The 18817-nt window shown below is 65.6% G+C and carries 21 protein-coding genes and 1 pseudogene; 13 read left to right on the forward strand and 9 right to left on the reverse strand.

The window, feature by feature from the left end; translation table 11 throughout:
• Positions 1-23: 23 nt before the first annotated feature.
• The 3 genes from AC27IQ_RS09000 to AC27IQ_RS09010 are packed head-to-tail and all read right to left on the reverse strand — an operon-like array spanning position 24 to position 2341.
• Positions 24-902: a bile acid:sodium symporter family protein gene (locus tag AC27IQ_RS09000; RefSeq protein ID WP_487089264.1), complete on the reverse strand. Its 879-nt coding sequence runs from the start codon at positions 900-902 to the stop codon at positions 24-26.
• 14 nt (positions 903-916) lie between these two features.
• Entirely contained in the window at positions 917-1684 is a 768-nt protein-coding gene (locus AC27IQ_RS09005; RefSeq protein ID WP_487089265.1) for a class II aldolase/adducin family protein, read from the reverse strand.
• A 54-nt stretch (positions 1685-1738) separates the two neighbouring features.
• Positions 1739-2341, reverse strand: coding sequence for an HD domain-containing protein (locus tag AC27IQ_RS09010; RefSeq protein ID WP_284406133.1), 603 nt, complete (start codon positions 2339-2341; stop codon positions 1739-1741).
• A gap of 119 nt (positions 2342-2460) precedes the next feature.
• Between AC27IQ_RS09010 and AC27IQ_RS09015 the strand changes: the two genes are divergently transcribed.
• Positions 2461-3177, forward strand: coding sequence for a Crp/Fnr family transcriptional regulator (locus AC27IQ_RS09015; RefSeq protein ID WP_317358300.1), 717 nt, complete (start codon positions 2461-2463; stop codon positions 3175-3177).
• A 42-nt stretch (positions 3178-3219) separates the two neighbouring features.
• Here AC27IQ_RS09015 and AC27IQ_RS09020 read toward each other — a convergent pair whose 3' ends face one another.
• The gene (locus AC27IQ_RS09020) at positions 3220-4095 is read right to left on the reverse strand and encodes a pirin family protein (protein WP_487089266.1); all 876 of its coding nucleotides are present in this window, start codon (positions 4093-4095) and stop codon (positions 3220-3222) included.
• Between the two features lie 166 nt (positions 4096-4261).
• On the opposite strand from AC27IQ_RS09020, the gene AC27IQ_RS09025 reads away from it, so the two are divergent.
• Positions 4262-5188 carry a LysR family transcriptional regulator gene (locus tag AC27IQ_RS09025; protein ID WP_487089267.1) on the forward strand — a complete coding sequence of 309 codons (927 nt, stop codon included), beginning with the start codon at positions 4262-4264 and terminating at the stop codon, positions 5186-5188.
• 50 nt (positions 5189-5238) lie between these two features.
• Here AC27IQ_RS09025 and AC27IQ_RS09030 read toward each other — a convergent pair whose 3' ends face one another.
• Complete coding sequence (locus AC27IQ_RS09030; RefSeq protein WP_284398877.1) at positions 5239-5784, reverse strand: GNAT family N-acetyltransferase; 546 nt, start codon at positions 5782-5784, stop codon at positions 5239-5241.
• A gap of 234 nt (positions 5785-6018) precedes the next feature.
• On the opposite strand from AC27IQ_RS09030, the gene AC27IQ_RS09035 reads away from it, so the two are divergent.
• Positions 6019-6633: a putative glycolipid-binding domain-containing protein gene (locus AC27IQ_RS09035; protein WP_487089268.1), complete on the forward strand. Its 615-nt coding sequence runs from the start codon at positions 6019-6021 to the stop codon at positions 6631-6633.
• A gap of 41 nt (positions 6634-6674) precedes the next feature.
• On the opposite strand, the gene AC27IQ_RS09040 is transcribed toward AC27IQ_RS09035, so the two are convergent.
• Positions 6675-7727, reverse strand: a complete 1053-nt coding sequence (locus AC27IQ_RS09040) for a sensor histidine kinase (protein WP_487089269.1) — start codon at positions 7725-7727, stop codon at positions 6675-6677.
• Positions 7728-7824: 97 nt separating this feature from the next.
• Here AC27IQ_RS09040 and AC27IQ_RS09045 point away from each other — a divergent pair, with 97 nt between their 5' ends.
• Positions 7825-8217 (forward strand): YkvA family protein, encoded by a 393-nt coding sequence (locus AC27IQ_RS09045; RefSeq protein WP_284426678.1) that lies wholly within the window; start codon positions 7825-7827, stop codon positions 8215-8217.
• A 128-nt stretch (positions 8218-8345) separates the two neighbouring features.
• On the opposite strand, the gene AC27IQ_RS09050 is transcribed toward AC27IQ_RS09045, so the two are convergent.
• Entirely contained in the window at positions 8346-9266 is a 921-nt protein-coding gene (locus tag AC27IQ_RS09050) for an AraC family transcriptional regulator (protein ID WP_487089270.1), read from the reverse strand.
• Positions 9267-9402: 136 nt separating this feature from the next.
• Here AC27IQ_RS09050 and AC27IQ_RS09055 point away from each other — a divergent pair, with 136 nt between their 5' ends.
• Positions 9403-9825, forward strand: a complete 423-nt coding sequence (locus tag AC27IQ_RS09055) for a putative quinol monooxygenase (protein ID WP_487089271.1) — start codon at positions 9403-9405, stop codon at positions 9823-9825.
• Between the two features lie 93 nt (positions 9826-9918).
• Here AC27IQ_RS09055 and AC27IQ_RS09060 read toward each other — a convergent pair whose 3' ends face one another.
• A complete protein-coding gene (locus AC27IQ_RS09060; protein ID WP_284406125.1) occupies positions 9919-10812 on the reverse strand; it encodes a LysR substrate-binding domain-containing protein in 894 nt (297 codons plus the stop codon).
• 328 nt (positions 10813-11140) lie between these two features.
• Here AC27IQ_RS09060 and AC27IQ_RS09065 point away from each other — a divergent pair.
• The 8 genes and pseudogenes from AC27IQ_RS09065 to AC27IQ_RS09100 form a co-directional block, all read left to right on the forward strand.
• Positions 11141-11197 (forward strand): annotated as a pseudogene (locus AC27IQ_RS09065) (hypothetical protein); the annotation flags it as partial.
• Positions 11198-11294: 97 nt separating this feature from the next.
• A complete protein-coding gene (locus AC27IQ_RS09070) occupies positions 11295-11951 on the forward strand; it encodes a tripartite tricarboxylate transporter substrate-binding protein (protein WP_487089272.1) in 657 nt (218 codons plus the stop codon).
• A gap of 22 nt (positions 11952-11973) precedes the next feature.
• Positions 11974-13140 (forward strand): trans-sulfuration enzyme family protein, encoded by a 1167-nt coding sequence (locus AC27IQ_RS09075; protein WP_487089273.1) that lies wholly within the window; start codon positions 11974-11976, stop codon positions 13138-13140.
• On the forward strand, positions 13100-14485 hold the full coding sequence (locus AC27IQ_RS09080) for an aminotransferase class V-fold PLP-dependent enzyme (protein WP_487089274.1): 1386 nt from the start codon (positions 13100-13102) through the stop codon (positions 14483-14485). The genes AC27IQ_RS09075 and AC27IQ_RS09080 overlap by 41 nt, the downstream gene beginning before the upstream one ends.
• Before the next feature lie 7 nt (positions 14486-14492).
• Positions 14493-14768, forward strand: coding sequence for a hypothetical protein (locus AC27IQ_RS09085; RefSeq protein WP_487089275.1), 276 nt, complete (start codon positions 14493-14495; stop codon positions 14766-14768).
• 184 nt (positions 14769-14952) lie between these two features.
• Positions 14953-15882 carry an S-4TM family putative pore-forming effector gene (locus AC27IQ_RS09090; RefSeq protein WP_487089276.1) on the forward strand — a complete coding sequence of 310 codons (930 nt, stop codon included), beginning with the start codon at positions 14953-14955 and terminating at the stop codon, positions 15880-15882.
• Positions 15879-16541 carry an SMODS domain-containing nucleotidyltransferase gene (locus AC27IQ_RS09095; RefSeq protein ID WP_487089277.1) on the forward strand — a complete coding sequence of 221 codons (663 nt, stop codon included), beginning with the start codon at positions 15879-15881 and terminating at the stop codon, positions 16539-16541. Before AC27IQ_RS09090 ends, AC27IQ_RS09095 begins: the two co-directional genes overlap by 4 nt.
• Positions 16480-17313, forward strand: coding sequence for a nucleotide-binding domain-containing protein (locus AC27IQ_RS09100; protein ID WP_487089278.1), 834 nt, complete (start codon positions 16480-16482; stop codon positions 17311-17313). The genes AC27IQ_RS09095 and AC27IQ_RS09100 overlap by 62 nt, the downstream gene beginning before the upstream one ends.
• A 235-nt stretch (positions 17314-17548) precedes the next feature.
• Here the strand turns inward: AC27IQ_RS09100 and AC27IQ_RS09105 are convergent.
• On the reverse strand, positions 17549-18817 hold a 1269-nt coding region (locus AC27IQ_RS09105; protein ID WP_487089279.1), incomplete at its 5' end, for an NAD-dependent succinate-semialdehyde dehydrogenase.

An 18817-nucleotide genomic window follows, 5' to 3' on the forward strand; every position in this document is an offset into this window, starting at 1 on the left:
TCTGAGCCGGCACCGCAGGCGCACTAATTCTGAGCCGGCACCGCAGGCGCCGGACGGCGAAGCAGCAGCCAGCCGAACAGCGGCGCCGTGATGTACATCAGCACCGAGTAGATGGCCGCGGGCAGCGCCAGCGTGTAGCTGCCCAGCACGCTCAGGGCGATGAAGATGGCCAGCGTCGAGTTGTGGATGCCGATCTCGTAGCTCACCGCGGTGGCCAGCGGCTTGTCCAGCCCGGCCGCGCGGCTCAGGTAGTAGCCGGACAGCAGGCTCGCCAGATTGAACACCAGCACCGCCGGCCCGATCTCGGCGAAGGTGCTCGCGATCGAACTCCACTCCTTGGCGATGGACAGGATGGACACCACCGCCAGCACCAGCGCGCTGAAGACCTTCACCGGCTTTTCCATGCGCGCCGCGAAGGCCGGCCAGCGGGCCGCCGCGGCCATGCCCAACCCCACCGGCACCAGCACGATGGCGATCACCTCCAGGAGCTTGCCGGTCTGGATCGGCACCACCTGCCCGCTCTGGGCGAAGTGGGCGATGGCCGCGTTGGCGATGATCGGCAGCGTGACGATGGACAGCAGCGTGTTCACCGCCGTCAGCGAGATGTTCATCGCCACGTTGCCGCCGAACAGGTGGGAAAACAGGTTGGCCGAGATGCCGCCCGGCGACGCGGCCAGCAGCATGAGGCCGATGGCGAAAATCGGCGACAACCCGAAGGCGCGGATGATCGCGTAGCACAGGATCGGCAGGCCGATCACCTGCAGGCCGAGCGCAATGCCCACGGCCTTGGGGCTGTGCAGCAGCCGCCGGAAGTCGGCCACCCGGAGGGTGAGGCCGAGCCCGAACATGACGAGTGCCAGCGCGCCGAACAGAAAGCGCGTGACGATGAGGGTGCTGTCCATCGGGGCCGCCGCGCTCAGTCGCGGTAGCCCGGGTCGGTGCGGTCGAGCTTGCGGATCAGCGCGGGCCAGACGAACTGCCCGCCCAGGCCGCCCGTCTGCACCTTCATCGCATGGCCCACCCCCTGCACGATCTGCGGGTGCACCCGCGTCAGCTCCCCGCCGCCCGACTGCGCGGCGATCTGGATCTGGCAGGTGGATTCGAACGTGTACATGGCCAGGAACGCATCCGCCACCGTTTTGCCGCAGGTGAGCAGGCCGTGGTTGCGCAGCATGAGGAAGTTGGCACGGCCCAGATCGGCCTGCAGGCGGGTCTTCTCGTCGTCGCGGATCGCCACGCCTTCGTAGTCGTGGTAAGCGAGCGAGGCCAGCACGAAGGTCGACTGCTGGCTGATGGGCAGCACGCCGTCCTTTTGCGCGCTCACGGCGATGCCGGCGCGGGTGTGGGTGTGCAGCACGCATTGGATGTCGTCGCGCGCCGCATGCACCGCGCTGTGGATCACGAAGCCCGCCGGGTTCACCGGATGGGGCGAGTCGATCACCTTGTTGCATTGCGAATCCACCTTGACCAGGCTGGACGCCGTGATCTCGTCGAACATCAGGCCGTAGGGGTTGATGAGAAAGTGGTGCTCCGGCCCCGGCACCCGCGCGCTGATGTGGGTGAACACCAGGTCGCTCCAGCCGTGCAGGGCCACCAGGCGGTAGCAGGCGGCCAGATCGACGCGCAACTGCCACTCTTCGGCAGACACGAGTTGCCGGACTTCGGACGGGGAGATCGCATTCATGAACATTCCTTGGGGTGGGTGCATGGGAAAGAGGGCGGCGGCAGCCGGCAGCCGTCAGGCGGCGGCCGGCTGCGGCGGCTGCAGCGCTGCCTTGTAGAGGCTCTGGCGCGGCTGGGCCAGCACGCGCCGCAGCATCGGCATGAAGGTGTCGAGCGGCAGCGTCTCCGCGTGCGGGTCGAACGCCGGGTTGTCGTAGCGCTCGCAAAACTCGGCTGTCTGCTGGTAGTGCGGGTGTCCCGCGAACTGGTCGCGCAGGTGGCGGTCCAGCCCGATGTGGTGAAAGAAATAGTGCCCCTGGAAGATGCCGTGGTGCTGGACCATCCAGTGGTTGGCCTCGCTCACGAACGGCTGCAGGATGGCGGCCGCGATGTCGGGGTGGTTGAACGAGCCCAGCGTGTCGCCGATGTCGTGCAGCAGCGCGCACACCACGTACTCCTCGTCCTGGCCATCGCGCAGCGCGCGGGTGGCGGTCTGCAGCGAATGGGTATACCGGTCCACCGGAAAGCCGCCGTAGTCGCCTTCCAGAATGCGCAGGTGCGCCGCCACCCGGTCCGCCAGGCCGCGCGAGAACTGCATGAACTCGCCGCCGATGGTCTGCCAGTCTTCGCGCGTGCTGTCCTGCATGCGCACGAAGGTCGCCTTTTTTGGGGTCTGCATCGTGTTGTCTCCGTGGGGAACCGGGCCACTGTAGGCGCGCCCTGCCCCGCCAACTGTCCAATAATTGACAGTTCGACCCCTTGGTTTACCCGCCCGCGCCGGACCGCACATCGCCCTGCATGCCCCACACGCCCCCGCTGTCACCCGCCCAACGCCGCACCCTGGAAGGCAATCCCTGGTTCGCGGCCCTGCCCGCCGCGCAGCGCAATGGCCTGCTGGGCACGGCGGAACTGGTGCACCTGCAGCGTGGCGCCATGCCCTTTCGCCAGGGCGACCCGGTGGGCGCGGCCGGCAGCGGGTTCTACGGCCTGCTGGCCGGCACCCTCAAGATCTCCACGCTGCGCGACGACGGGCGCGAAGCCATCCTGGTGCTGCTGGAGCCGGGCAACTGGTTTGGCGAGATCACCCTCATCGACGGCTCGCCGCGCACGCACGACGCCACCGCGCTCACCGGGGTGGACCTGCTCGTGGTGCCGCCCGCCGCCTTCGCCGCGCAGATGGCCGACCCCGTGTTCGCCAACGCCATGGCCACCCTGCTCGCCTCACGGGTGCGGGGCCTGTACAGCATGATGGAAGACGCCACCCTGCGCGGGCTGCGCGTGCGCGTGGTGCACCGCCTGCTGGCCCTGGCGCGCGGCGACGCCACCCAGTCCGCCACCTTGCGGCCCAGCGTGGCCGTGCCGCAGGAGGCGCTGGCCATGATGCTCGGCGTGACGCGGCAGACCCTGTCGAAAGAACTCAACGCCCTGGCGCAGGAAGGCCTGATCGGCCTGCGCTACCGGCGCATCGAACTGCTGCACCTGGAAGCGCTGCAGCGCGTGGGCGGCGCGAACTGAACGGGCCCGTGCCCACCGTGCTCGCCCGGCGGCGCGATGCCGTCAGCCGCTGAACACCGCCGTGCGCCGCTGCGGCCCCGCAGGGCGCAGTGCCATGCGCTCGGCCAGTGCCTGAATGCCTGCCTCCCCCTTCGCCAGGGCCGCCCGGCTGGTGTGCACCGAATACGTGCCCGTTACCAGATCATGCGGATGCGGCTCAGCGGACCCGATCACGAACACCGCGCTGCGCTCCTGCGAGGCCTGCAGCTCGATCGTGCCGGATGCGCCAAACACCGCCATCTCGCCCGTGGCCACCGCGTTGGGACCGACCAGTTGGCCGTGGCTGACCGCCAGCCAGGCCGCATCGTGCCCCTGGGGCGGCACATACGTCCACGCCTGGCCGGGCTGCAGCGTGACGAGCAGGTAGTGAACGCCCTCCGGTGCCCGCACCGGGCTGCGAAGGCCGGCGTATTCGCCTAGGATCACCGTGACCGGGCCGCTGGCGGGCATGGCCTTGGCCTCGATGTACTGGCTATCCACCGGGCCGTTTTCCAGTTCGGGCGGCAGGGCCAGCCAGAGCTGGAAACCCGCGATGCGCGGCGACTGCCCTGGTGAAAGCTCCTTGCCATGCCACACGCCGCCCCCGGAGCGCATCCACTCCACGCCGCCGTAGGCCAATTCCCCCTCGCCCGAGACCGCGTCGTCGAAGCGAAAGTCGCCCTCGGTCACCACCGTGACGATGGCCAGCCCCGAGTGCGGGTGAATGGGCATGCCACCGGCAAACGACGATTCGCCCTGGAACAGATCCAGAAACACGAAAGGCTTGAGCACCTGGCCCAGGTCGCCAGGGCTCATCAGCCGGGTGATGGGACCGTGTCCACGGCCACGGGTGCGCCGCACGATGGTTCGCTGGGCGGAGGGGGAAAGCAAGGCGGACATGGTGGGGTGCTCCTGAAAAAGAAGTGCTGGACAAATCTGCGCCGGTGCCACATCCGGTTTGCCGTGGCGCCGCTGCCCACCCAATGTAGAGACGCGCCCTCCATCTGCGAAGCCTATTTGATTGAATATGATCCATCTGCTTTAACGATGGATTGAGGACATCACCATGCTCGATGGCGTCTCCCTGGACCACCTGCGCATCTTCGTCGCCGCGGTGGAAACCGGCAGCTTCTCGGCCGCCGGCCGCCGCGTCGGCCGGGCGCAGTCGGTCGTCAGCCAGGCCATCGCCGGGCTGGAGGCGCAACTCGGCGTCACGCTGTTCACCAGGGCGGCGCGCCTGCCCGCCCTCACCCCGGAGGGTCAGGCCCTGGCCGGCCGCGCTCGCGACATCGTTCGCGCGGCCGACACGCTCAAGGCCGAGGCACGCTCGATGGCCGCCGGCCTGGAGCCCGAACTGTCGGTCGTGGTCGATGTCATGTTCCCCATGGCGGCGCTGACCGACGCCATCGGCGCCTTTGCCCTCGCCTTTCCCGGCACCACGCTGCAACTGCAGGTGGAGGCACTCGGCGCCGCGGCCCAATGGGTGCTGGACGGGCGCTGCCGCGTGGGCGTGATGGGTTCGCTGCCCGTCATTCCGCCCGAGTTCGAACAGGTGCCGCTCATGGGCGTGCCCATGGTCACCGTGACGGCCCCGGGATCGCCGCTGGCCCAGCAGCCGGGCCGGCTGACTCGCCAGCAGCTGAAAGGCCATGTTCAGCTCGTCCTCACCGACCGCTCGCCCCTCACCGCCGGCCGCGACTTCGGCGTGCTGGGCGACACCGTGTGGCGCCTGGCGGACATCGGCGCCAAGCACGCCTTCCTGCGCGCCGGCCTCGGCTGGGGGCACATGCCCCGGCCCATGGTGGAAGACGACATGCGCGACGGGCGGCTGGTGCGCATCCAGGTGGAGACCGGCGTGCAGGGCGATCCCATGCTGGAGATGAAAGCGGTCTATCGGCGCGACTCGCTGCCCGGGCCTGCGGGCCGATGGCTGATCGAGCGGCTGCGGCAATACCCGGATTGCGGCGAAGCGCGCGCGGCCCCGGCGGCTTGAGGACGGCGCGGCGCGGCGCGCCCTCTCACCAGCACCGAACGGTCCGCCGCCTAACCGTCCACCGGATCGAGCGGCGTCTCCAGCGTGAGCTGGTAGAACGCCGCATCCAGCCACCGGCCGAACTTGAACCCCACCTGCGGCATCGTGCCCGTATGGACGAACCCCAATTGCCGGTGCAGCCGGATGCTCCCCTCGTTGGCCGCATCGATGCAGCCCACCATCGCATGCAGGCCCGCCGCCCCGGCGCGCTCCACCAGCGTTCGCATCAGCAGCGCGCCCAACCCGCGCCCACGGCAGTCCTTGTGTACGTAGACGCTGTGCTCCACCGTGTACTTGTAGGCCGGAAACGCCCTGAAAGTGCCCCACGAGGCAAAACCCATCAACGCGCCTTGCGCGTCGACCGCTCCCACCACGGGAAAGCCGTTCGCGCGCTTCGTGGCGAACCAGGCAGACATCGCCGATGGCGGGCGTGCCGCATAGTCGTAGAGGGCCGTCGAATGAGCGATGGCCTCGTTCAGAATGTCGAGAATTGCCCCCGCATGGGCGGCCTCGTCGCAGTCGATCAGTCGAACCTCGGGGATGGGGGTGTGATTCATGGGGAACATGCCGAACGGCGGGCGGACTTCAGCGCTTTGGAACAATCCGGCGGCATCGGCAGAACGCCCTGCGAAAGCGGCCCGCCGGCCCTGTTGCCTTTCATGCCACCATCGCCTCGTCCAGTAAAGTGGAATATGTTTCCATCTTAATGGAATCTGCGCACCATCCTGCACCAGAACCGAAACCGCGGACCCGGCTTCTTCGCCGGTGCAGCCGCCTGAAGGAGCCCGCACATGCCCATCGCCCCTGCTTCCGCCCCCACTCCCGCACCCGCTCGCGCCGCACCCGGCACATCCGTTTTGTTCTGGCGCGGAACGGCCAATGCCAGCCTGGAGCGGCTGACGCTGCACGTCGCGCACGACGGCATCACCGCATCGTCCACGGTGATCGGCCTGGAGGGCGGCTGCTTCCAGCTCACCCATCGCTGGCGGATCACACCCGACTGGCACACGCAGTCGGTCGAGGTCGAGCGCTGGAACGCCAACGGCCACCGGCGGTTGGCGCTCGAACGCAACGGCAGCGGCTGGACCGTCGACGGCAAGCCGCGCACCGATCTGGACGGCGCCGAAGAACCCGACCTGTCCGCGACCCCTTTCTGCAACACCTTCCCGATCCTGCGCACGCCGCTGTCTACCGGCAAAAGCCTCCGCCTGGAAACCGCCTTCATCGACGTACTGGAGTGGACCGTCACGCGGTCGCGGCAGCGGTACGACCGGCTCGGACCGAGGCAGCTGCGCTATGTGGACCTGGGCCTTTTCAGGGGATTCGAAGCCCTCCTGACGGTGGACGCCAACGGTTTCGTCGAGCGCTATGAAGGCCTCTTCGAACGCATCCGACCGGCCTCCTGACCCTGGTGCAGCGCGGGCTGCCGCGCCGGGCGGCGGCGCCTTCAGGCGCCCGTGCGTGCCAGGGGGAGCACCACCGTGAACTCGCTGCCCAGGCCCAGTCCCTGGCTCTCGGCCACCACCTCGCCCCCGTGGGCCAGCACGATCTTGCGCACGATCGCCAGTCCCAGACCCAGCCCGCCTTCCGCATTCGAGGCGGCGCCCGGCGCCTGGACGAACGGCTCGAACAAGTCGGCCACGGAGCCTGGAGGCAGGCCCACGCCGTTGTCCCGGATCGCCACCGCCACCTGGCGCTCGCCGCGCCATTGCACCTGCAGGGCGATCTCGCCACCGGGATCGGTGTACTTGGCGGCGTTGGTCAACAGATTGGCGAACACCTGGACCAGCCGCAGCGCATCGCCAGTGACCACCACGGGCGCATCGCCCAGATCGGCGTCGAGCCGGTGGCCCTTCTTGGCCACCAGCGGCGCGCTCTGCTCGAGCGCCTGTCGCAGCACCTGCTGCAGATCCACCGGCACCTTCGGCGGCGGGCTTGCGCGCATCAGCCCGGACAGATCGAGCAGGTCGTCCGCCATGCGCGTGAGTTGCGCCACCTGGCGGCCAATCATCTCGCTGGCCCGCAGCACCCGTTTTTCATCGCCGGGCGATCGCTGCAGCACCGCCTGCGCGGAATGGATGGCGGACAGCGGGTTGCGGATCTCATGGCCGAGGATGGCCATGGCGTTGTCCTTGGCACGGTTGCTGGCTTTGAGCTGCTGCATCTTTTCCGCCAGCGCCACGCGCGAGCGCCGCAGTTGCCCGCCCATCAGACCGATGCCCAGGCCGATCACCAGGAAAAGCAGAAGCCGGGCCACGTTCTCTGGCTGCAGCACCTCGCGCAAACCAGCGCCGCGCTCGATGAACAGGTACGTGCCCACCGACGTGCCCAGCACCGTGGCCAGCAGTGCCGGGCCGAACCCTCCATAGATCGCAGCCACCACGATCGGCACCGTCAAAATGAGGTACGGCCCCTGCTGCCCCAGCACCGGATTGAGCAGGTAGCGCAACAGCAGCGCTGCCGCCACGGCGGCGACGGCGGTCAGATAGTGGCGATTCATGCGCGCGATGATGCCAGGGCCTTGGCCCCTCTTTGCCGTGCCGCGGGCGCTCTGCGGGTTCTGCCACAAAATCGGTCTCCCAACCCCTGCCCGCACCATGTCCGTCCACGAAACCCTGAAGGCCTGGGCCTGGCGCATCAAGCGAGACGGCGTCACGCTCTGGTTCGCCTGCAAGAGCCCCGCCACGCCGTGGCACGCGAAAGCCCTGGGCATGTTCGTCGTGGCCTATGCGCTCAGCCCGATCGACCTGATTCCGGACTTCATCCCCGTCCTGGGCTATGTGGACGACGTCCTCTTGCTGCCGGCGCTGATCTGGCTCACGGTGAAGCTGCTGCCCGCGCCCGTGCTGGCTTCCTGCCGAAGCCAGGCGGAAGAATGGATGCGCACGGAAGGCAAGAAGCCTCGCAGCCGAGCAGGGGTGTTTCTGGTTCTGGGGGTCTGGCTGGGGGCTGGCGTTGCGGGGTATCTGCTGGTTCAGCGCTGGTGGTAGCTCATTGCTTTGCCTGCCGGTGCAGGCGAGCGGGCGGGGCTTTTTGCCTTTTCGGGCTCCAGCGCAATCAACACTAGGGCATTCCGCTACATATTTGATAGCAAACGCCTGCAAGGCCGATGGGCTAGCTAGCCCTTGGCGATACCCGCAGTGCGGACCATGCCCACCCGGCCGGATGCCTGCCGCTTGTCCCTGGTGGGAGGCTGACCATGCATGCGGGCGTATTCGCGGCTGAACTGCGAGGCACTCTCGTACCCCACTTCGAAAGCGACCTGGCTCATGCTCTTGCCCTGCGACAGGATCAGCCGCCGCGCCTCCATCAACCGCAGTGCTTTCTGGAACTGCAGCGGCGACAGCGACGTGGTGGCCCGAAAGTGCTGATGGAACGCCGAGCGGCCCATGCCGGCCACCGCTGCCAGTTGCTCGATACGCACCGGCCGCGCGGGCTCGGCCCGCAGGATCGCCACCGCGCGCGCGATGCGGCGCGCGTGGCTGTCGGGCAAGCCCATGTTGCGGATCGCAGCGCCCTGGCGGCCGCGCAGCAACCAATGGTGGATCTCCCGGACCAAGCCCGCTTTGAGCACCGCGAGCGATTCGGGCCGGTCCAGCAGCCGCACCAGCCGGCGCACGGCATCGCGCAGATCATCATCGCCCGTGTCGGCCGCGTCGGGCGTGGCGGGAGGCACATCGCCCCCCGGCGATCCCAGGACCAGATCGGTGATCACCGCCGGGTCCAGCTCCAGGGCAACGGCCAGATAGGGCTGGGCGATGCTGGCCTGGCTGATGCGGCTGGCCGTGGGCACGTTGGCCGTGACGATCATCGTGTCGCCCGCCACATAAGACACCGTGCGGCTGCCCATGGCGACCCGCTTGCGGCCCTGCAGCACCAGGCACACCAGGGGCTGCTCCACCGCATGCTCCAACGCGCTCGGCGCCGTGCGCCGGACCAGGTACAGGCCGCGCACCCGCGTGGCGGTGATGCCGCCCGTCCGCTGGTGCGTGGTGCCTGTGTAGCGCAAGACCGCTTGCGTCAATTCGTCGTCCGCCATGGCGCATTCTGGCCAGGAAGGCCGGCCCGGCACAACCGGCCTGGACGATCAGGCAAGGAATGCCGATCTTCGGGCACGCAACGGAGTGGGCGCGACCCTACAGTCGTTGCGTTGCACCGAACCCCGAAAGGCACCCATGACTCCGCTGTCGCCCCCGCACAAGAACCCGCCCGCCGCCGAACCTGCCAGCGCACCGCACCGGGGTGTGCAGGTGCTGGGAGAACAAGGCGCTGAGGGCCGCAAGGCCTTCTTCATCGAGATCGAGGCCCGCCCCGGCCAGGAGGATGCGGTGGTGCAGATGCTGCGCGACATCCGGGCCTGCGTCGAGGCCGAGCCCGCCACGGGTCCGTGGTTCGCCGTTCGGTTTTCGGAAAGACGATTTGCGATCTTCGAAGCGTTTCCTGATCTGGCGGGGCGGCAGGCGCATGTCGATGGCGGAGGGGGTGATATCTTTCGCGACGTGGCGCGGATGAATGCGATCCTTGCTGAGGCGGCTCAGGTGCATCGCGTGGATGTGTTGATGAGCAAGGATTACTTTTCTTATTGCCGGGATGAGTAAAAAGCCGTGAGGCTGACTGTCAAATAAGGCAAGACAGGCTGGTTGGGGTCATCTGTTCAGCAAACGTGGACGCATTTCACATCCATCGAGAGTTCACCGATCTGCTTTGGCGTTGCGCGCACTCAGCAGACAAGCCGCCAAGTCACGCACGATGCGTGACTTGGGAAGATCCGGCCGAAAGATCAGCAAGGTTCGAAAGTGCAGCGCTGCAGAGAATGGGCGAAACACCACGCCCCGGGCCGCATAACCGTCTGTGGCGTAGGGGTTGACCAGCCCCACGCCCAGCCCTTCCATCGCCAGCGCGCACACGGTGGATGAATTGGGGGTCTCTGCCACCACCTTGGGCCTGACGTCGCTTGCCTCCAGAATTCGCGTCAGTTTTCTGCGCACAGTGTCCTCCGGCGAGAGCGCGATGAAGGCCTCCTCGTGAAGGTCCTCCGGCTTGACCACCTTGCGCGCGCACAGCCTGTGCCCCTCGGGCATGGCACAGACTGCTTTGGGCGTGGCGAACAACTGGTGCTCCAGTCCCGCAACATCGATTTCGTCAGCCGCCAGACCGACCTCAAAACGGCTGCTCACCACCAGCTCGCGCACGGTGGCTGAGCTGGCCACCTGCAAGGTGACGGCAATCGACGGGTGCTTTTGCCGAAACAGGCGCAGCGCATGGGGCACCAGGGTCGATCCCATCGCCGCCAGGCTGGCAATGCGGATGTCGCCCGTCCCAAAGTCCCGAATACGCGCTGCGCTGATCCGCAGTCTGTCCAGGCCCTGGAACGTGGTCTCCACATCACGAAAGAAGAGATGGCCTTCGGCGGTGGGCACCAACCGACCACGGACCCGGTCGAACAGCGCGAACCCGGTGGTCTTCTCCAGCTCCAGAATGCTGCGGCTGATGGCCGGTTGGCTGATCTGCAGCAGGTCTGCAGCGCGGGACGCAGAGCCCGTCACCATCACCGCGCGAAAGGCTTCGATCTGACGAAAGTTCATTCACCACCTATCAGCTTTGTGCATAGACCCCATCGGTCGCATCATTGATTGTTATCGATCTGGATTCTAAAGTCCTCTCATTCGCCGGCCTACGGACCACGCGCACTGCCCGCTGGTGCTGATGGGTCGGCCCACCAACATTGAAAGGACCACAGCCATGGATCGCAGATCGTTGTTGCAAAAGGGGGGTGCTGCCAGCGCAGCGATGTTGCTGCCCGGTGCTTCGCTGTGGGCGCAGGCGCCATACCCCGACAGGCCCATCAAACTGATCGTCCCCTGGTCTGCGGGCGGCAGCACCGATGTGCTGGCCCGTGCAGTCGGCCAGAGCATGGCCGATGGGCTGGGCAAACCGGTGGTGATCGACAACCGTCCCGGCGCTGCAGGCCGCCTGGGTGTGGACGCGATGGTGAAGTCGGCGGCGGACGGGTACACGGTCGCCATCATCGAACTGGCGCGCGATTGCACCGTCGATTTATCAGAAGATGCCCTACGACATCATGAACGACTCGGCGGCGATATCCACCCTCGGAGTCTCTCCCTTGGTCCTTTTCGTGGATGCGCAGAAGTACCAGGCTGGGCAGCACCAGAAATTTGTGGCCGATGCGAAAAAGGCGGCAGAGCCTCTGAGCATCGCCACCAGCGGCACGGGCAGCATCAGCCATCTGGCGGCGGGTCTGTACGCCAAAGAGGCCAAGCTGGAATTGCAGATGATTCCGTACAAAGGCTCAGCGCCCGCATTGACCGATGTGGCGGCGGGTGTTCTGAGCGGTCACTTTTGCACCTTGGCAAGCGCGAGCAGCCTGTTCAGTGCCGGAAAAATCGTGCCCCTGATGGTGACGGGCAATCGGCGCGTGCCACAGCTTGCGAATGTGCCCTCTGCCAGCGAGCTGGGGCCGAACACCATGGACTTTGGACAGTGGTGGGCGTTGGTGGCGCCGGTCAAAGTGCCCAAGCCCATCATCACCGCGCTGCACAAGGCGACGGCCACTGCGCTGGCGGACAGGCAGGTGCAGTCCCGGATTTCCAGCCTTGCCATCCAGCTGGGCAGTTGCTCTCCCGATGAGGCCCAGGCCTTCATACGCGCCGAAGCCATCAAATGGGCCAAGGTGGTCAACAGCCTGGGCATCAAGCCGGAATAAGCAGCGAGCAAGAGCCATCCGCATGACCCCACAAGCCCACGTTTCTCCCGAAGCGCCCAACGACCAGTTTCGCAGCCTGTCACCCGCCGTCTGGCGCGCCTCCACCGTCCTGTTCGACACCGTCGCAGACTTCACTTCCCGCAAAGACCGCCTGTTTGACGGCTACACCTACGGCGTCACTGGCACCCCCACCACGCGCGCGCTGGAAGAAAGGGTGGCGGCGCTGGAAGGAGCCCACCATTGTGTCGCCGTCCCTTCCGGGCAAGCGGCGCTGTGTTTGATCGCCCTTTCCCTGCTCGAGGCGGGAGACCATGTGCTCATCGCAGACTCCGCCTATGGTCCACTGCGCACCTTCGCCCGCGACTACCTGCAGCGCTTTGGCATAGAACACGACACATTCGATCCCTTGGCCGGGGCCGACCTTGCGAGCTTGCTGCGCCCCCAAACCAAGCTGGTGTTTCTCGAATCCCCAGGCTCTATCACGATGGAGATGCAGGACATTCCGGCCATCGTGGAGGTGACCCGGACAGCCGGCGTGCGCACGGTGCTCGACAACAGCTGGGCCTCACCCCTCGGGTTTCGCGGCATTCCAGCGGGCGTGGACATCGTGGTGGAGGCTGCATCCAAACTTTTGAGCGGTCACTCCGATCTGCTCCTCGGCACCATCGCAACGGACAGCCGATCGCTGTACGAGGCGTTTCGGACCACGCAGAGTGTTCTGGGGCAGGCGGTGAGTGCCGAAGACTGTTTCCTCGCCCTGCGGGGCATGGACACGCTGGAAGTGCGCTATTCCCACCAGTGCGCCAGTGCGCTGGCCGTGGCCTCGGCGCTCACCAGCCATGACGCGGTGACAGAGGTCCTCTTTCCGCCGCGCCCCGGAGACCGTAGCCACACGCGCTGGGCAGCTTCGTTCACCGGTGGTGGATGCGTGCTGTCTTTTGTTCCGCACTTCCACGGTGATGCCGCCATTCACCAGTTCTTCTCGGCACTGCGGGTGTTCCAGATTGGGGCCAGCTGGGGCGGGGTTCACAGCCTGGCGGCGTACTACCCCGAAACAGAGCAACGAAAACGCAAGCACTGCGCATTCAGTGCGGGCATCGTCCGACTGTCCATTGGGCTGGAGCCTTCGGGCAGGCTCATCGCAGACCTTGAGCAAGCGCTGCATGCCGCTGGCGCACTGCCGTCCTGACCTCCAAGCCCTAGAGAGAAAAGAGCCATCCATGATTGAACGACGCCACTTTTTCCGCTACGCCACCGCCAGCTCACTGGCGGCGGCCATAGGCACTGCATCTGCAACGACGCCTGCCACGACAGGCACTGGCGCCACTTCGATGTCGGCCGCCGCAGGCTCCAGCGCACTGCAAATGGAACTTGCCGGGCTCTACGACGTGGACCGCACGGTGATCAACCTGGACGCGGCGTACTACGGGGCCATGACCCGTGAGGTTCAAGCCCATTACTTCGAGCGTTCGATGTGGGTGAACCGGTACAACTCCACGTTCCTGCGCAGCGCGGTACAAGGCATTCCGCGCGATCCCGAACTCAACAAGTCGCGCGCAGCCGTGGCCCACCTCATCGGCGCCACACAGGACGAGGTCACGCTGTGCGGCGGGGGGACGGAGGCCCTGTATTCACTTATCGTCAACTACCGGCCACTCAGCGCGGGCGACGCGGTGATCTATGCCGACACCGACTATGACGAAATGCAGTACGCCATGGACTATCTGGAGCAAAGCCGGGGCGCCAAGGTCGTGCGCTTCAACCTGCCTGAGCCCCACACCCGCGCCAATGTGCTGCAAGCCTATGACAGCATCTTGCGCAACACACCGCGCGCCAAGTTGCTGCTGCTGACCCATGTCTCCAACCGCAATGGCCTGGTGCCACCCGTCGCCGAGATCGTGGCCATGGCCAAAGCGCGGGGCGTCGATGTCATTCTGGACAGTGCCCAGGCGGTGGGCCATATGCCCTTCGATGTAAAAACCTATGGCGCGGATTTCGTCGGTTTTTCGCTGCACAAATGGGTGGCCGCGCCGCTGGGTACCGGCGCCATCTACATCAAGAGGGAAAGACAGGCAGACATCCAGCCATGGCTGGGCAACAAGATCTACAAGGCGGAGGACCTGCGCTCGCGCATTCCGACAGGCACCGTGGACGTGGCAGCCCGGCTCAGCATTCCCAAAGCCTTGGCCGTGCAAGAGCGCATCGGCCTGGAACGCAAGTTCTCCCACTTGCGTGCCCTGCGCGACTACTGGGTCAGCAGGGCGCGGGATGTGCCTGGTGTCGAACTCATGCTGCCGCAGGAGCGCGACAACTATGGCGCGATCAGCGCATTTCGCTTGGCGGGCCTGCGCACCATGGAGCAGGCGCGCAAGGTCCAAGAGCGCTTCATCTCAAAGCACGGCGTTCTGGTGGTCGCGAAGTCAGGGTTAGCCTCCGGGCCTGTGATGCGGGTGACCCCATCGCTGTTCAACACCACCGAAGAGCTGGACCGATTGGTAGCAGCCATTCAGGCGGAGCGAAATCTGTTGGCTTGAGTTGCAGATGCTGCGGAACATTTGGGCCTGCGTCGAAGCCGAGCCTGTCACGGGCCCGTGGTTCGCCGTTCGGTTTTCGGAAAGACGCTTTGCGATTTTTGAAGCTTTTCCCGATCTGGCGGGGCGGCAGGCGCATTTCGATGGCGGAGGGGGCGATATTTTTCGCGATGTGGCGCGGATGAATGCGATCCTTGCTGAGGCGGCCCAGGTGCATCGCTTGGATGTGTTGGTGAGCAAGGATTACTTTTCTTGTGCAGGGATGAGCGAGAGGCCTGAAGGCTGACTGCAAAATAAGGCAGCAAAAGGCTGGTTGCGGCCGCGCACAGTTGGGGACGGGTGATGGTGGTTGCGTGAACTTACATTTGAGTCGTATCCTGCAAGCACTTGTAACTTGGGGGCGCCTCCAAAATACACGCGATAACTGCGACGGAGGCGTTGCAAAACAATAAATACTTTCGGGAGGATCAGTGAACAGCCCTAAAAACGATATCCCGTCCCGGCAGGCATCGGAAGAAAACCGGGGCCTGCTGCGGGCCCGCCACCGCAACTATCGCGCCGCCAAGATCACCCAGGGCATCCTAGTCCTTGTGTCGATCTTGTTGCCGGTCATTGGCGTGTCGCTTGGGCCTCAGGCCCCGGAGATCCGGCCCTACCTGGCCTTGGCCAGCTTGATCTTGCTGGTAATGGAGACGGCACTGTTCGAACGTATCCAGAAAGACCGGCTCAAGCGCGGCGCCAAGCTGCAGGAGCAGTTCGACACAGAAGTCTTCGACCTGCCCTGGAACCGTTTCGTGACAGGCGCGCCAGTGGAGCATGAAGATGTGCGCAGGCTGTCGGCCAAGCCGCTCTCAAAGAAGCGCGAGGCGCACTTTCAGGCCTGGTACGAAGCATGCATCGGCCGTGTGCCCCTGCACCTTGCCCGGCTGATTGGCCAGCGCACAAACATCAGCTACGACGCGAGGCTGAGGCGCCGGTACGGCGGCTGGCTACTAACGCTTACCCTCCTGTTCGGAGTGACACTGTTGTATGCGGGCTTGTATAAGGGGCTGCAGTTCCCCGATCTCATCATGACTTTGGTGGTGCCGTTTCTGCCCGTATTGACGTGGGCACTACGGGAGCGCATGCAGCAGGCCAATGCCGCGATATCGCTGACCAACCTCAATGGCGAGTGGGACAAGATCTGGAGCAAAGCCCTCGGTGGTGCCGATGCGGCGGCTCTAATGGCCGAATCGAGGTCACTACAGGACGCCATTTACCAGCACCGTGAGCGCAGCCCATTGGTCTTCGACTGGGTCTATTCCATATTCAGGCGAGCGAATGAGGATGAGGCTCACCACGCCGCGGAGGATCTCGTGCGCAAGGCCGAGAGAGCACTGGGAGAGGGAGGCAAAGCATGAAACTAGCCGATCAGTTCAAGACTTTCCTCTGCGGTGAGGTCAACCTCAACGACACACGAGTAAGCCAATTGGGCGCCAGCGTTGAAGCCGTTCAGACGGTGATCAAGGCTTCGAGCTGGGGACCGACGATTCTCGACTTTGAAGCCCACGGTTCATGGGCCCACGGGACCATCATCAAGCCGCGGACGGGCGGGGAGTTCGACGCTGATCTGCTGGTGATCGTGGAGCCGGTCGAAGGATGGGAAGCCAAAGACTACGTCAACAAGCTTGGCGCCTTCTTTGACTGCCACAGCACCTACAAGGACAAGGTGCACCGATATTCGCACTGTGTGACCATCGAATACGCGGGCGTGCGCCGCATAGACATCGCGCCGTGCGTTAAGGGCCGACTGTGGTCGAACAGGTACGAGGTCTGCAACCGAAGCACAAACGAATTCGAGACCACCGCAGCGATCGACTACACAGACTGGGTTGTTGGCAGGAACAGCGTGGCGGGCGGCAACGATCTAAAAAAAAGTCACGCGGCTGTTGAAGTACTTGCGCGACATCAAAACCAATTTCACCTGCCCGTCTTTTCTGTTCACGACACTCGTCGGCATGCACATCTACGACTCGGACAAGGGGACGGCGGCCTTCGCGGATACGCCAACCTGCCTTAAGACCGTGATGGGTCGGCTGGATGACTACCTGCAGGCATACCCTACTGCGCCTGTCATCCGAAATCCAGTGCTGTCGTCCGACATCCAGAGCCGCATTTGGGATCAAACGCAGTATGGAAACTTCCGCGCGAAGGTCAACCTTTACCGCACGTGGATCGACGAAGCTTTCGCTGAGGAGGACCGCGACGAGTCCATCGGCAAGTGGCAGCGCGTTTTCGGCGAAAGCTTCGCAGCTGGCGAGGCGAAAGAAGCTGCGCGGCTCAGCGAGAGTGTGTCCAAGAGCGATGCACTGATGGTCGCGGGCCAATTCAAGGACCTTGTCCAGCGTGTCATCGAGCGCGGCCGTGCGGCACTTCCAGAGCGCATCGTCCGTCTGCCCTATGTCCGGCGCCCCAAGTGGCGTACCGCATCACAGTCGTACCGCGTCAACGTGTCCGCCGAGCTCTTAATCGAGCAGAAGGGTACGCGGCTGGGCGGGGTGACTTCGCTGCAACTGCTGCGGAGGGGCCGCTCAATCCGTTTCACGGCGTCCAACGCTGTCGGCGTGCCGTTCGATCAGTCGTTCAAGGTGCTTTGGCGGGTGACGAACACTGACCAAGCGGCTTACGAGGCAAACACTCTGCGCGGCGATTTCTATCCCAGTGACAGGGGTTTCTCACGGGAAGAGGATTTGGCCTATCGTGGCGTGCACTTCGTGGAGGCCTTCTTAATCGGCAAGAGTGACAACCGGCTATATGGGAAGTCGGAGCCCTTCTACGTCGTGGTCGAGTGACAAAGGCAACGCAGCAGCTTTTCCGTCAGATGCGCACCGCCTGCGGTTGTTTCATCCCGCCAGCTCGGCGCGTTGACGGAGGCATCAAGGAGCGAACAAGCGGAGAGCGTAATTGCGGCGGCGAACGTCGAATGGTCGCAATCGCTGCTTAGGAGACGCTCAACACGCTTCCAACATTCAATTGCACTGCCTGAATGAATACGGCCTAACGAAAGCGCCACCGCAGCGCCCCTCCTCAGCCCAGCCCCCCCTGGCACACATACTTCGTGTGCAGGTAATCCTCCAGCCCGTGTGTCGATCCCTCGCGCCCGTAGCCCGACTCCTTCACCCCCCCGAACGGCGCCGCCTCCGCCGCCAGCGCCCCTTCGTTGATCCCCACGATCCCCGTCTCCAGGGCCTCCGCCACGCGCCAGATGCGGCGCACGTCCTGGCTGTAGAAGTACGCGGCCAGCCCGAACGGCGTGTCGTTGGCGGCGGCGATCACCTCTTGTTCGTTGTCAAAGCGCGTGAGCGGCGCCACCGGGCCGAACGTCTCCTCGCACGCGCAGGCCATGGTCGCGTCGGCGTTCTCCAGCACCGTGGGGGCGTAGTAGGTGGCGCCCAACTCGGTCAGGCGCTGGCCACCCGTCAGCACCTTCGCGCCCTTGGCCACGGCGTCCTGCACGTGCCGCTCGATCTTCTCCACCGCGCGGGCGTTGATCATCGGCCCGATCTGCGAGGCCGGGTCGCTCGCCGGCCCCACCTTCAAGGCCGCCACGCGGGCGGTGAGCTTTTGCGCGAACTCGGCGTGCACCTTCGTGTGCACGAACACCCGGTTGGGGCACACGCAGGTCTGGCCGCCGTTTCTGAACTTGGCGGCCATGAAGCCTTCCACGGCGGCGTCCACGTCGGCGTCCTCGAACACGATGAAGGGGGCGTTGCCGCCCAGCTCCAGCGAGAGCTTCTTGAGCGTGTCGGCGCTGCGGCGCGCCAGGTGCTTGCCCACGGGCGTGGAGCCGGTGAAGGTGATCTTGCGCACGCGCGCATCGTCCAGCCACACGTCCACCACCTCGGGCGTCTTCTCGCGCGAGGCGGTGACGATGTTCAGCACGCCGGGCGGCACCCCGGCCTCATGGGCCAGCAGCACCAGGGCGAGCGACGTGAGGGGCGTGTCCTCGGCGGGCTTGCAGACCACGGTGCAGCCGGCGGCCAGGGCCGGGGCGATCTTGCGGGCGATCATCGCGGCGGGAAAATTCCACGGGGTGATGGCGGCCACCACGCCAACGGGCTCCTTCAAGGCGAACATGCGCCGGCCGGGCACGGGGGCGGGGATGACCTCGCCGTTCATGCGCGTGGCCTGTTCGCCGAACCACTCGATGTAGCTGGAGGCATAGGCCACCTCGCCCTTGCCCTCGGCCAGGGGCTTGCCCTGCTCCAGGGAGATCAGGGCGCCCAGGTCGTCCTGGTGGGCCAGCACCAGATCGTTCCAGCGCTTGATGATGGCCGCGCGCTGCTTGGCCGGCAC

The organism is Acidovorax sp. KPB24-07, from assembly GCF_057543315.1.